At 66.7% G+C, this 13,061-nt stretch carries 12 protein-coding genes; 7 read left to right on the top strand and 5 right to left on the bottom strand.

The features are described 5' to 3' along the window. The first annotated feature begins 110 nt into the window (after nucleotides 1–110). From gyrA to AC1RNQ_RS10685, 3 genes are all read left to right on the top strand, one after another. Nucleotides 111–2,837: a DNA gyrase subunit A gene (gene gyrA / locus AC1RNQ_RS10695; RefSeq protein ID WP_493171119.1), complete on the top strand. Its 2,727-nt coding sequence runs from the start codon at nucleotides 111–113 to the stop codon at nucleotides 2,835–2,837. Continuing rightward, nucleotides 2,834–3,142 carry a DUF952 domain-containing protein gene (locus AC1RNQ_RS10690; RefSeq protein ID WP_493171118.1) on the top strand — a complete coding sequence of 103 codons (309 nt, stop codon included), beginning with the start codon at nucleotides 2,834–2,836 and terminating at the stop codon, nucleotides 3,140–3,142. Before gyrA ends, AC1RNQ_RS10690 begins: the two co-directional genes overlap by 4 nt. A gap of 121 nt (nucleotides 3,143–3,263) precedes the next feature. Beyond that, nucleotides 3,264–5,336, top strand: coding sequence for an amidohydrolase family protein (locus AC1RNQ_RS10685; RefSeq protein WP_493171117.1), 2,073 nt, complete (start codon nucleotides 3,264–3,266; stop codon nucleotides 5,334–5,336). Nucleotides 5,337–5,595: 259 nt separating this feature from the next. On the opposite strand, the gene AC1RNQ_RS10680 is transcribed toward AC1RNQ_RS10685, so the two are convergent. From AC1RNQ_RS10680 to AC1RNQ_RS10670, 3 genes are all read right to left on the bottom strand, one after another. Further along, the gene (locus AC1RNQ_RS10680) at nucleotides 5,596–6,087 is read right to left on the bottom strand and encodes a hypothetical protein (RefSeq protein ID WP_493171116.1); all 492 of its coding nucleotides are present in this window, start codon (nucleotides 6,085–6,087) and stop codon (nucleotides 5,596–5,598) included. A gap of 45 nt (nucleotides 6,088–6,132) precedes the next feature. Continuing rightward, nucleotides 6,133–6,693 (bottom strand): peroxiredoxin, encoded by a 561-nt coding sequence (locus AC1RNQ_RS10675; RefSeq protein WP_493171115.1) that lies wholly within the window; start codon nucleotides 6,691–6,693, stop codon nucleotides 6,133–6,135. A 251-nt stretch (nucleotides 6,694–6,944) separates the two neighbouring features. Further along, entirely contained in the window at nucleotides 6,945–7,319 is a 375-nt protein-coding gene (locus tag AC1RNQ_RS10670) for a glycine zipper 2TM domain-containing protein (protein WP_493171114.1), read from the bottom strand. 166 nt (nucleotides 7,320–7,485) lie between these two features. Here AC1RNQ_RS10670 and AC1RNQ_RS10665 point away from each other — a divergent pair, with 166 nt between their 5' ends. After that, a complete protein-coding gene (locus AC1RNQ_RS10665) occupies nucleotides 7,486–8,331 on the top strand; it encodes a TauD/TfdA dioxygenase family protein (RefSeq protein WP_493171113.1) in 846 nt (281 codons plus the stop codon). A gap of 418 nt (nucleotides 8,332–8,749) precedes the next feature. Beyond that, complete coding sequence (locus AC1RNQ_RS10660) at nucleotides 8,750–9,211, top strand: host attachment family protein (protein ID WP_493171112.1); 462 nt, start codon at nucleotides 8,750–8,752, stop codon at nucleotides 9,209–9,211. Here the strand turns inward: AC1RNQ_RS10660 and AC1RNQ_RS10655 are convergent, their stop codons facing one another. Beyond that, nucleotides 9,212–9,880: a lysoplasmalogenase family protein gene (locus AC1RNQ_RS10655; protein WP_493171111.1), complete on the bottom strand. Its 669-nt coding sequence runs from the start codon at nucleotides 9,878–9,880 to the stop codon at nucleotides 9,212–9,214. It abuts the gene before it with no gap. 76 nt (nucleotides 9,881–9,956) lie between these two features. On the opposite strand from AC1RNQ_RS10655, the gene trmFO reads away from it, so the two are divergent. Further along, on the top strand, nucleotides 9,957–11,306 hold the full coding sequence (gene trmFO, locus AC1RNQ_RS10650) for a methylenetetrahydrofolate--tRNA-(uracil(54)-C(5))-methyltransferase (FADH(2)-oxidizing) TrmFO (protein ID WP_493171110.1): 1,350 nt from the start codon (nucleotides 9,957–9,959) through the stop codon (nucleotides 11,304–11,306). Between the two features lie 146 nt (nucleotides 11,307–11,452). Here the strand turns inward: trmFO and AC1RNQ_RS10645 are convergent, their stop codons facing one another. Next, complete coding sequence (locus AC1RNQ_RS10645; protein ID WP_493171109.1) at nucleotides 11,453–11,920, bottom strand: EF-hand domain-containing protein; 468 nt, start codon at nucleotides 11,918–11,920, stop codon at nucleotides 11,453–11,455. Between the two features lie 136 nt (nucleotides 11,921–12,056). On the opposite strand from AC1RNQ_RS10645, the gene AC1RNQ_RS10640 reads away from it, so the two are divergent. Beyond that, entirely contained in the window at nucleotides 12,057–12,962 is a 906-nt protein-coding gene (locus AC1RNQ_RS10640) for a hydrogen peroxide-inducible genes activator (RefSeq protein ID WP_493171108.1), read from the top strand. The last annotated feature ends 99 nt before the right edge of the window (nucleotides 12,963–13,061 follow it).

Genomic DNA, 13,061 nt, shown 5'->3' with positions numbered 1-13,061 from the left:
CCGGTCGGGCAGTGAAATATTCCTGCAAAAATCGCCCGAATCGCTGGCCTTTGCCGCCCCCATCGGCTAGACCGAACCCACCTCCCGAAAAGCAGAAAAAAGGCCGGGTCTTGACCGAAGAAAATACGCCTACGCCGACGCCCGACGACGGCATTTCGCCGATCAACATCGTCGACGAGATGAAGACGTCTTACCTCGATTACGCGATGAGCGTGATCGTCAGCCGCGCGCTCCCCGACGTGCGCGACGGACTCAAGCCCGTGCACCGCCGCATCCTCTATTCGGCCTATGAAAGCGGCTACGTCGCGAACAAGCCCTATCGCAAATCGGCGCGCATCGTCGGCGACGTCATGGGTAAATATCACCCGCACGGCGACAGCTCGATCTACGACGCGCTCGCGCGCATGACGCAGGACTGGTCGATGAGCGTCCCGCTCATCGACGGCCAGGGCAATTTCGGCTCGATGGACCCCGATCCGCCGGCGGCGATGCGCTACACCGAATCGCGCCTCGCCAAAGTCGCGATCACCCTGCTCGACGATCTCGACAAGGAAACCGTCGATTTCCAGCCGAACTATGACGGGTCGGAAAGCGAACCGACCGTCCTTCCCGCCCGCTACCCCAATCTGATCGTCAACGGCGCCGGCGGCATCGCGGTCGGCATGGCAACCAATATTCCGCCGCACAATCTCGGCGAAATCATCGATGCGACGCTCGCGATGATCGACCGCCAGCTCGCCGGCGGCGAAGCGTTGACGCTCGAGGAACTGATGGCGATCGTCCCCGGTCCCGACTTCCCGACCGGCGCGATGATGCTCGGCCAGGGCGGCGCGCGCAACGCCTATGCCACCGGCCGCGGCTCGATCATGATGCGCGCGACGCATATCATAGAGGAAGGCAGGAACGACCGCCAGTCGATTGTATTGACGTCGATTCCTTTCCAGGTCGGCAAGTCGGGCCTGGTCGAGAAGATCGCCGAAGCGGCGCGCGACAAGCGCATCGAGGGCGTCGCCGACATCCGCGACGAAACCAACCGCGAGGGCGTGCGCGTCGTCATCGAACTGAAGCGCGATGCGACCGCCGACGTCGTGCTCAACCAGCTCTGGCGGCACACGCCGGCGCAATCGAGCTTCCCCGCGAACATGCTCGCGATCCGCGGCGGCCGCCCCGAGATGATGGGGCTGAAGGACATTCTTTCGGCCTTCATCGAGTTCCGTGAAGAGGTCATCACCCGCCGCTGCAAATATCAGCTCGGGAAGGCACGCGACCGCGCGCATATCTTGCTCGGCCTCGTCGTCGCGGTCAGCAACCTCGACGAAGTCGTCCGCATCATCCGCGGCTCGTCGAGCCCGGCGATGGCCCGCGAAGCCCTGCTCGCGCGCGAATGGCCGATCGGCGAGATTGCACCCTATATCCGCCTCGTCGAAGCCATCGAAGGCGAGACCGAGGAAGGCACCTCCTACCGCCTGTCCGAAGTGCAGGTGAAGGCGATCCTCGACCTCCGTCTCCACCGCCTGACCGCGCTCGGTCGCGACGAAATCGGCAAGGAACTTGGGGAGTTGGCGGCCGAGATTGAGGAACTGCTTTCGATCCTCGCCGACCGCGTCAAGCTCTATGGCGTGATGCGCGAAGAGCTCGTCGCGGTGCGCGACGAGTTCGCCAAGCCGCGCCGCACCGTCGTCGCCCCCGCCGCCGACGGCATCGACGACGAGGATCTGATCGAGCGCGAAGAGATGGTCGTCACCGTCACCCTCGACGGCTATATCAAGCGCACCCCGCTCGACACCTTCCGCGCCCAGCGCCGCGGCGGCAAGGGCCGCGCCGGCATGGCGACGAAGGACGAGGATGTCGTCACCGAGCTGTTCGTCACCTCGACCCACACCCCGGTGCTGTTCTTCTCGACCGCGGGCAAGGTCTATCGCATGAAGGTGTGGCGCCTGCCCGAGGGCGGGCCCGCGACGCGCGGCCGCCCGATGATCAACCTGTTGCCGCTGGCGACCGGCGAGACGATCTCGACCGTGCTCCCGCTGCCCGAGGACGAGGGCGAATGGGGCGCGCTGCACGTCATGTTTGCAACCGCAAAGGGCAATGTGCGTCGTAACAGCATGGACGCCTTCACCAACATCCCCTCGAACGGCAAGATCGCGATGAAGTTCGAGGGCGAGGACGAGGACGACCGGCTGATCGGCGTCGCGCTGCTCGACGAAAGCGACGACGTGCTGCTTGCGACGCGCCAGGGCAAGGCGATCCGCTTCGCCGGCGACGACGTCCGCGAATTCCAGAGCCGCAATTCGACCGGCGTGCGCGGCATGCGCCTCGCCGAGGGCGACGAGGTGATCTCGCTCTCGATCCTGCACAAGGTCGGTACCACCAGCGACGAGCGCGAAGCCTATCTCCGCGCCGCGCCGTGGAAGGATAATGAGAACGAGCCCACGCTGCCCGCCGAAAGGATGGAAGAGCTGGCCGCGCGCGAGGAGTTCATCCTCACGGTCTGCGCCAACGGCTATGGCAAGCTCTCCTCGGCCTATGAATATCGCCGCACCGGCCGCGGCGGCCAGGGGATCACCAACATCGACAATATCGCGCGCAACGGCCTCGTCGTCGCGAGCTTCCCCGCCACCAAGGTGCACCAGCTGATGCTCGTCACCGACCAGGCGAAGCTGATCCGCATGGGGCTCGATTCGATGCGCGTCATCGGGCGCGGCTCGGCGGGCGTCCGCCTGTTCGACGTCGCGAACGACGAGCATGTCGTCTCGGCCGCACTGATCGAGGACAGCGACGAGGAGGACGGCGAAGATGCGGCCGAAACCCCGGTGACGGAGGCTCCCTCGGAATGACGCCATCGACGGCCTTCAAGGTGCTGACCGCACAGCAATGGGCCGATTTCGAGCGCGAGCGCGTGTTCCGCGGCGCCCCGGTGGATATCGCCGACGGCTATATCCACCTGTCGACCGCGGAGCAGCTCGAGGCGACGATCGCCAAATATTTCGCGGGGCAAAGCGGGCTGATGATCGCCGAGGTGGACCTGGCCCAGCTCGGCGACAGCGTCCGCTGGGAACCCGCGCGCGGCGGCGACCTCTTCCCGCACATCTATGCCGAGATGCCGATGCACGCGGTGATCGGGCTGCAGAAGCGCGACTGAAAACGCCGCGCCCGCCAAGGCATCGGTTGAACGAACATTTCCGGCCTTTGGTCGTATCTTGCTTCGCGCGTCCAAATAGCCCACCCACCGTAACGCTTTGCGACTGGGGAGATTTGACACGATGCGCCTGCTTTTGACCGCCGCCCTGCTGGCCTCCACCGCCACCCTCCCCGCTTTCGCGCATGAGGCGGCGCCCGCCCCCGCGGCGCAATCCAAGCCCGTCCCCAAGGAAGAATTGCTCAAGCCCCCCGCCGACGCAGTCCATTATGTCGTCGTGTCCGAAGCCGGCAAGCATGGCGACCAGTGGCGCTGGCAGCTCGCCGACGGCCGCACCGCCTATCGCTGGTCGCAGGAACTGCGCGGCTGGATCACCGAAATGGACCAGGTCACGAGCTTCGCGCCCGACGGCACGGTCGCGGCCACGACCGTGCGCGGCGTCACCATCGCGGGCGACGCCGCCGAGGCGTATCGCGTCGCCGACGGCCGCGCGACCTGGAAGACCGCGAACGACAGCGGCGAGGCCCCCGCCAGCGGCTGGTACATCCCCGCGGGCGGCGTCGGCATCGCCAACGCCCCGCTGATGGATGCGCTCGCCGCCGCGGGCGACGCCGGGCTTTCCTTCCTCCCCAGCGGCAAGGGACGCATGACCCTCGCCGGAACGCAGACCATCGAGGGCCCGGACGGCCCGAAGACCGTCCAGCTCGCCTTCATCAGCGGCATCCTCCCCTCGCCGCTCCCCGTCTGGCTCGACGAGAATAAGCGCTATTTCGCCGACATCAGCTATATCTCGGTGATGCCCGCCGGCTATGAGGGTGCGCTCAAGCAGCTCCGCAACACGCAGGAAAGCGCCACCGCCGAGGCCGTTGCCGGGGTCGCCAAACGCTTCCTGACCCCCGCGGCCAAGGCCCCCGTGCTGTTCGACAATGTCCAGCTGTTCGACGCCGACAAGGGCGAATTCCTCCCCGCCCGCGCGGTGCTGGCAGCGGACGGCAAGATCGCCGCGATCGGCGGCGCCGGCTCGCTCAAGGCCCCCGCCGGCGCGCGCGTCATCGACGGCAGGGGCAAGACGCTCGTCCCCGGCATCTGGGACAGCCACCTCCACATCGGCGACGATTGGGACGTGCTGTCGAACATGGCGAACGGCATCACCAGCTTCCGCAGCCCCGGCACCACTTTCGACCGCGCGGTCGAGGCGACGAAGCGCCGTGCCGACGGCAGCCTGCTGATGGGCGAACCCTTCATCTCGGTGATCATCGACAAGAAGGACCCGCTCGCCGCGCAGGGCGCCGAGGTGGTGAGCAGCGCCGACGAAGCCGTCGCCGCGGTCCGCCGCGTCAAGGATGCGGGCCTGTGGGGCGTCAAATTCTACACCTCGATGAACCCCGCGTGGATCGCCCCCGCTGCCGCCGAGGCGCACAAGCTCGGCCTCCACGTCCACGGCCATGTCCCCGCGACGATGAAGCCCAGCGAGGCGGTCGCCGCGGGCTATGACGAGCTCACCCACCTCAATTTCGTCGTCATGGAATCGATGCCGCGCGAGGTGATCGACAAGGCGAACACGCGCCAGCGGATGGAGGGACCCGCGCGCTTCTTCAAGGACGTCGACCTCGACGCCCCGCTGATGAAGGGTTTCGTTGCCGACCTCGCGGCAAAGAAGACCATCGTCGACCCGACGATCGTCATCTTCGAGGGCATGCTGACGCAGGACGGCGGCAAGCCGCACCCCGCCTACGCCCCCTATATGGGCATCATCTCGCCCGTCATCGAACGGTCGGCGTTCACCAGCGGCGGCTATCCGCTGGTCGAAGGCTATACGCGCGACGATTACCGCAAAAGCTATGCGAAGATGGTCGATCTCGTCGGCCGCCTGCACAAGGCGGGCGTGCCGATCGTCGCGGGCACCGACGGCTGGGGCATCGAACTGATCCGCGAGCTCGAAATCTACCGCCAGGCGGGCTTCACCCCCGCCGAGGCGCTCCAGAGCGCGACGATCCTTCCTGCGCGCGTCGTCGGCGCCGACCGGCGCACCGGCTCGATCGCGGTGGGCAAGGAAGCCGACATGGTCCTCGTCGACGGCGACGCCTCAACCGACCTCGGCGCGCTCCGCCGCGTGGTGACGGTGGTCAGCGACGGTTATGTGATGGACGCCGACGAACTGCGCAAGGCGGCGGGGTATAGCGGGCGGCCGAAGTAGGGGGCCTGCCCATCTCGCGTCACCCCGGGCTCGACCCGGGGTCCCGCTTGACCGCTTTGGAGTGGGAAGCGGACGTTAATCTCCCCTCCCGCAAGCGGGAGGGGTTGGGGGTGGGCAGCAACGTTGCGGTGGCCCACCCCGCTGCGACTAGGGCGCAAGCGCCCAAGTCTCGCTGCCCCTCCCGCCTGCGGGATGGGAAACCAGCTCATTTCTTCAACGACCCCAATCGCCCGAAAATGGTGGAATTGGGTCTTCGGGCTCAAAGTTCCGCCGTTTTCTCTTCGGCCCAAAGCATAGCTGCCAGCTCGGCATCTAGTATTTCCAATGTTGCTACGACTTGGGAGAAGTCGCCGGGCAAGGGAATTTCGGCGGGCCGATCATAGCGAAACCAATGCGCTTTGTACGGCTCGTTCATGACCTCCAATATGGGTCGGAGGTGAGGTGCGTTCGGAACAAAACCCGCCTGCTCAGCTGCATCAAAAGCGGCAATCAAGTCATGGCCGATATCTCTCAGGCACCTATCATCCGTGTTCGGGTCCCTTTCAACGAGGCCAGCCTTGAGCATCAGCTCTAAGCCCAGTCCAAGAAGATAATGGACCGATAGAGAATAAGGACCGTTGAAAGAAAATAGGTCTGGATCAGCTACCTCGCGACGATGCCCCTCTTCAATAGAAGCTCTATATAACAAATCCGCCGAGAGAGCGTGGCCGCGCCCCGATTCAAACAGACTGCGAGCGAACTCATTAGGCATCGGCGCTAGAGCCCTCCCTGCTGCCCTAATCGCACCAACGGCCAATCACCGCCGCCGCCCCTTCCACGCGCGTACCGCCGCCATCGTCTTCTCGACATGTGCCTGCGGCTTGCTGTCGGTGTAGCTCAGCAGGATCGTCCCGTCGGGGGCGATGACGTACGACGTCCGGCTCGACAGCGTCGACCCATCCGGACGCTGCATCGTCGCGTCGAACTTCGCCGCGATCTTCGCGCCCGGGTCGGCGGCCACCGCGAATTTGTCGCGGCACTCCGACCTCGAAAACTCCGCCACGCGGTCGATATTGCCCGCGGTCACCCCGATCACGCGTGCGCCGAGCTGGTTGAACTTGCTATTCGCCTCGGCGAACAGATGCGCCTCGACGGTGCAGCCGGGGGTGAAGGCGGCGGGGAAGAAATAGAGGACGACCGGCCCATTGCGTAGCGTCGCCTTCAGCGACAGGTTGAACTCCTTGCCGCCCTGCGCGGCCTTTAGCGTGAAATCGGGCGCCTTGCCCCCCTGCTGGAGCGCGGCGATGCCCTGCGCGGGCAGCACGGCGAGCGACAGGCCGAGGCTCAGCGGCAAGGCGATTTTGATCAGGCTTTTCATTTGCGACCTCCACCAACGGCGGAAGCCGGCTCCGCCGCGGTCAGCTTAGCCGATATTCGCTGGCGCGCAGAAGAAATTTCGGCGCGCGACATCACAAATCACCGTAGCCCTGAGCCTGTCGAAGCGTGGAACGAGTTACGTGCCTCGTTCCACCCTGAGCGCCTGCCTTGCAGGCAGTCGAAGGGGGCGCGTCTCGTTATAGGCGCCCTTCGTCAAGCTCAGGGCTACGGTTCAATTGGACGAGGGTCGCGTCAGCAGCGGCGGCCGCCGCGATCGATCTCGCGCCCGATCAGCGCGCCGGCGGCGCCGCCGATGATCGTGCCGGGCAAGCGGTCGCCGTAGCGATCGACCTCGCGGCCGAGCAAGGCGCCCGCGGCGGCGCCGACGATCAGCCCGGTCGTCCCGCTGCCGCGCCGACAATGATAGCGACGGTCGCGATAGTCGTTGCGCCGGTAATCGCGGCGATAATCCCGCCGATAGTCGCGGCGGTAATCGCTATAACGATCATGATCGCGGTAATAGCCATGGCGGTGATGCCGGTCGCGCGCCTCGGCTTCGACCGGCAAGGCCGTGATGGCACTCGCGCCGATCAGCGCCGTCAGCGCCAGTTTCTTGAGCAGGAACATGTCTCTTCTCCGTCTTGGTCCCCGTGGATCAGACTAGGCGCGCGAAGATGGCGCCTGGCTGAATTACCGCTGCCCTCAATCCCCCGGAACCATCGGCTCGGCCAGCTTTCGGGGCAGCCCACCGCGCCCGATTGACGCCGCGCCGCAACAGGCGCAGCATTCGGCCATGACCCTGACCACCACCCCCAGCGGCCAGTCCTGCGGCGCCCGGGTTACCGGCGTCGACCTGACGCAACCCCTCGACACCGCCACCGTCGCCGACATCCGCGCCGCCTGGCTCGACCATCATGTCCTCGCCTTTCCGGGGCAGGAGATGAGCGACGACGATCTCGAGCGCTTTACGGGCTATTTCGGCGGTTTCGGCGACGATCCCTTCATCAAGCCGATCCCCGGCCGCCAGCACGTCATCGCGGTGCGTCGCCGCCACGACGAAACCGCGCCGCTCTTCGCCGAGAATTGGCACAGCGACTGGAGCTTCCAGGCGCGTCCGCCCGCGGGCACCTGCCTGCTCGGCATCACCATCCCCCCGGTGGGCGGCGACACCGAATTTTCGAACCAGCACGCGGCGCTCGATGCGATGCCCGATGCGCTGCGCACGAGAATCGAGGGCAAGCAGGCGATCCACAGCGCGCGCGCCGGCTATGCCCCCTCGGGCATGTATGGCGCGCTCGACAAGGGCCGCAGCATGGACATCGTCTCGGGCGACGAAGCGCTCGAAACCCAGCTCCACCCGCTGATCCGCAAGCACCCCGAAACCGGCCGCGAAGGCCTGTTCGGCTGCGCCGGCTACATCATCGGGATCGACGGCATGGACGATGCCGAGGCGATCCCGCTGATCGTCGAGCTGCTCCGCTGGCAGGGCCGCGAGGAGTTCCGTTACACCCACAAATGGGAGCCCGACATGTTGATCATGTGGGACAACCGCTCGGTCCTCCACCGCGCGACGGGCGGCTACGACGGCTATGACCGCCTGCTCCACCGCACGACGATCGCGGCGTGGGATGGGGGCTGAGGCACGATCGACGGCGTTGGAGTGGAAACAGGACGATCCTCCCCACTTGTGGGAAGGTGGCAGCGCGCAGCGCTGACGGAGGGGGCTATCGTCCTGAAGCGGCGTCGCGCAAGGGCGCCAACCCCCTCCACCACCGCCTGCGGCGGCGGTCCCCCTCCCCGCAAGCGGGGAGGATCTTTATGTCCGCTACCCCCCAAAGCGGCTGAACTGCCACTTGCGAATTTGATGCGCGCAGAGGCCGCAGAGACGACGGTCCCTCTCTGCGGTCTCTGCGCCTCTGCGCGAATATAAAAATGGCCGGCGGCAGTTCCCGCCCGAAACGCCCCCACTCGACCAACCGCCCCCTCCATCCGACGCCCCGCCGAAACCCCGCACCGCCCCCATGCGTTGACCCTTCACCAACGAAGGAGAAACATTCATGCCCCTGTCCCACGACACGCTCGTCCTAGTCGCCGACGGCCGCAAGGCGCTGTTTCTGCGCAACGAGGGCGACAAGGGCCGGATCGACCTGCGCACCACGGCGCATGAGGAGCGCGAGGATCGCAAGAACAGCGACATCAAGACCGCCCCTTCGGGCCAGTCCTATGCCCCCGCGGGCATCGGCCTGTCGGGCGGGACGATGGGCGAACCCGATTTTCACCAGCAGGAAGAGGACCGTTTTGCGAAGAAGCTCAGCGAAAAGGTCAACGCCATGGCGCTTGCCGGCGAATTCGACGAGCTCGTCGTCGTCGCCCCCGCGCGCACGATGGGCGAGCTTCGCCCGCTCTGGCACAAGGAGGTACAGAGTCGACTCAAGGGCGAGCATGTCAAGGAAATGACCGCGCGCCCGATCGGCGATATTGAAGCGCTGCTTATCGGCGAAGCCGCGCCGCCGGGCTGATCAGCCGCGCGCCTCGTTCGCGAGCGTGCTCACCACACCCCACGCAATCAGCGCCTGCCCGCCGAAATAGAGCGGCCAGACGAGCCACATCGTTGCGTCCTTGGACAGCGTTCCGCCCTCGCCCGCGAAGATGAACAGGTCGCTCGCGAGGAACAGCATCGCGCCGATGCCGGTGCGATAGCGCGGGAAGCGGCTCGCCCAGGCAGTCGCCGCCATCACCGCGACCCCGCCGGTATAGGCGATCGCCGCGATCATCTGCCCCTGCTCCGCCGTGCGCGTCAGCGCCCAAGCGATGACCAGCGCCAGCGGAACGACACCGAAGACGAGCAATTTCTGCGAGGTGGACAGGCTCGGCCGCCGGTTGCGCAGATACAGCGCGATCGCGATCAAATGCCCCGTCGCGAACGCCGCGGCGCCCTCGAGCATTCCCACCGCGTCGAGCAGCCAGTCGCCGAGCGCGCCGAACGCCAGCGCCGCGGCGATCAGCCGCCCATCGGCCCCGCGCGCATTCGCCGCCGCCCACAGCGCGAGCAAGGCGACGCCCGAGGTCTTCCACAGATGGATTTCCGGCCCGTCCCAGCGCTGGAGCACCGCCCAGAAAAAGCTCACCCCGCCGAGCAGCGCCAGCCACCACAGTCCCCGCGCGCGATCCCAGCCCTGTTCCGCCATCGAACGTCCGCCCCTTTGCATCTTGCTCTCAAGGCGCCTACTGCGCGGCGGACGAAATACAGTCAATGGACAGGCAATGGCGGGTTACGACATTCACATCATCGGCGGCGGCCTCGCGGGCTCCGAAGCCGCCTGGCAACTCGCCGAGGCGGGCTATCGCGTCCGCCTCTCCGAAATGCGCGGCAGCGGGGACATGACGCCGGCGCACCAGGGCGACACGCTCGCCGAGATGGTCTGCTCGAACAGCTTCCGCAGCGACGACGGCGACAGCAACGCCGTCGGCCTGCTCCACCGCGAGATGCGTGAGCTGGGCTCGATCATCATGCGCGAAGCCGACGCCACCAAGGTCCCTGCCGGTTCCGCCCTCGCGGTCGACCGCGACCTCTTCTCGGGCGGCGTCACCCGCGCGCTCGAAGCCCATCCGAACATCACCATCGTCCGCGAACGCATCGACACGCTGCCGAGCGAGGGCCTGACCATCGTCGCGACCGGCCCGCTCACCGCCGCGGGCCTCGCCGACAGCATCGGCGCCGCCACCGGCAAGGACGCGCTCGCCTTCTTCGACGCCATCGCCCCAATCGTCTACCGCGACAGCATCGACATGGACATCGCCTGGATGGCGAGCCGCTGGGACAAGGTCGGGCCGATCGGTGACGGCAAGGACTATATCAACTGCCCGATGGACAAGGAGCAGTATCACGCCTTCGTCCAGGGCCTCGTCGATGGCGACAAGACCGAGTTCAAGCAGTGGGAGACGAACACCCCCTATTTCGAAGGTTGCATGCCGATCGAGGTGATGGCCGAGCGCGGCCCCGAAACCCTGCGCTTCGGCCCGATGAAAGGCGTCGGCCTCGACAATCCGCGCACCGGCCGCTGGCCCTACGCCGTCGTCCAGCTGCGCCAGGATAACGCGCTCGGCACGCTGTGGAACATGGTCGGCTTCCAGACCAAGCTCAAGCATGCGGCGCAGGTCGAGCTGTTCCGCACCATCCCCGGGCTCGAAAAGGCCGAATTCGCGCGCCTCGGCGGGCTCCACCGCAACAGCTTCATCCGCTCGCCCGAGCTGCTCGACGGCCAGCTGCGGCTCAAATCGGCACCGCATATCCGCTTCGCCGGACAGATCACCGGCTGCGAGGGCTATGTCGAGAGCGCCGCGATCGGCCTCGTCGCCGCGCGCTTCGCCGCTGCCGAGCTTGGCGGCCGCGCCCTGCCCCCGCCGCCGCCCGAAACCGCGCTCGGCGCGCTGCTCGGGCATATCACCGGCGGCGCGGATGCTGCAAGCTACCAGCCGATGAACGTCAATTTCGGCCTCTTCCCGCCGCTCGCCGAGGATGTGCGCAAGAAGGACCGCAAGCTGGGCTATACGCAGCGCGCGGGAGCCAAGCTCGCCGAGTGGATGAAACAGGCGGAGGGCGTCGCGGCCTAAAGATCCTCCCCATCGCGAAGCGTTGGGGAGGGGGACCGCCGCCGCAGGCGGTGGTGGAGGGGTTTCGACGTCGTGCCATTACCCCTCCGTCAGCGGCTACGCCGCTGCCACCTCCCCAGCGCTTCGCGTGGGGAGGACCTTGAGCGTCAACACTTACACTTCGCCGCCACCGCCCGTTTCGGCGCCGTCGTCGCGAACTCCGCGCGGCTCAGCCCGCCCGACTTGTCGCGATCAGCCCCCGCAAAGCGCTCGCCCGTCGCCGCCGCCCATTCCTCGAAGGTCAGCAGATTATTGCCGTCCTTGTCGAGCTTGCGGAACGCTGCCGTCCGCGTCGACATCATCTCGATCCGGCTCACCGCCTCGTTGCGGTCGCGGTCGTAGCGGTTGAAGCGCCGCTCCTCGCGCGACGCCTCCTTCGCGGCGGGCAAGGCGGGCGGCGCGGGGCCGCGCTTCGGTGCCCCCGCCGCGGCGACCGGGATCGGCCCCGGATCGGGCGGCGCGTCGGGCAGCACCGCCTCCTCGGCGAGCTGCGTCTGCCCCTTCCACAGGAACACCCCGCCGGTGAGCAGCAGCACGCCGGCGATGCCGCCGATCAGGAAGCGCGAAACCGCCATCTCCATCCCCTCGACCCGAAGAGCCGGACGCTATCATGGCGTCGCGGCTGGAGGCAACCGGATCGCCCCATAGCGGACGCATGATTTTATCGAAAAGATTGTTCAATATCGCATCGCTCATAGCTATATCCGATCAATGCAATATTACCTCCCCTCGCTCAAACAGATGCAATATCTCGTCGCGCTGCACGAACATGGCCATTTCGGCCGCGCTGCCGACGCGTGCAACGTCACCCAGTCGACGCTGTCAGCGGGCATCCGCGAGCTCGAGACCCTGCTCGGCCAGACGCTGGTCGAGCGCACGCGCCGCGTCGTGCGCTTCACCACGCTCGGCAATGCGATTGTCGCCAAGGCGCACCGCGTGCTGCGCGAGGCCGAGGAACTCGCCGACATGGCCGCCGCCGCCGCCGCGCCGCTCGTCGGCGAACTCAGGATGAGCGTCATCCCGACGATCGCGCCCTTCCTGCTCCCGAACATGCTGCGGCTGCTGCGCAAGACCCGCCCCGCGCTCAAGCTGTTCCTCCGCGAAGAGCCGAGCGCGCAGGCGTGCGAATCGCTCCATCACGGCGCGGTCGACTGCGTCCTCCTCGCGCTCCCCTATGCCTGCGGCGACGTCGAGAGCGAGGAACTATTCGACGACGCGCTCTTCGTCGCCTTCCCCGGCGACCAGAGCGAAGACCTTCCCGCGATGGTCAGCGCCGACCAGATCGACCCCGCGCAGATGCTGATGCTCGAGGATGGCCATTGCCTGAAGGATCATGCCCTCGCCGCGTGCAACCGCCCCGAACTGCGCGCCGGCGCGCGGATGATGGGCACCTCGCTGCATACGCTCGTCCAGATGGTCGACAATGGCCTCGGCATCACCATGCTGCCGCAGATGGCGATCGAGGCGGGCATCCTCGACCACACCGACATCGACACCCGCCCGCTCGATTCGGACCATGACTGGCGCACGATCGCGCTCGTGTGGCGCAAGGGCAGCCCCCGCGCCGACGAGTTCAAGATGCTCGCGGATATTTTCAGGCAGCATCGGGCAGCCTGAACTCATTCGTCATCCCGGCGAAGGCCGGGATCTCACCCTATCGCTATCACGCACCGTCGAGATCCCGGCCTTCGCGGGGATGACGGTGATTGGGATGGA

The organism is Sphingopyxis sp. GW821-FHT12F08, from assembly GCF_058806755.1.
This window is presented reverse-complemented; position numbering and strand designations above follow the sequence as displayed.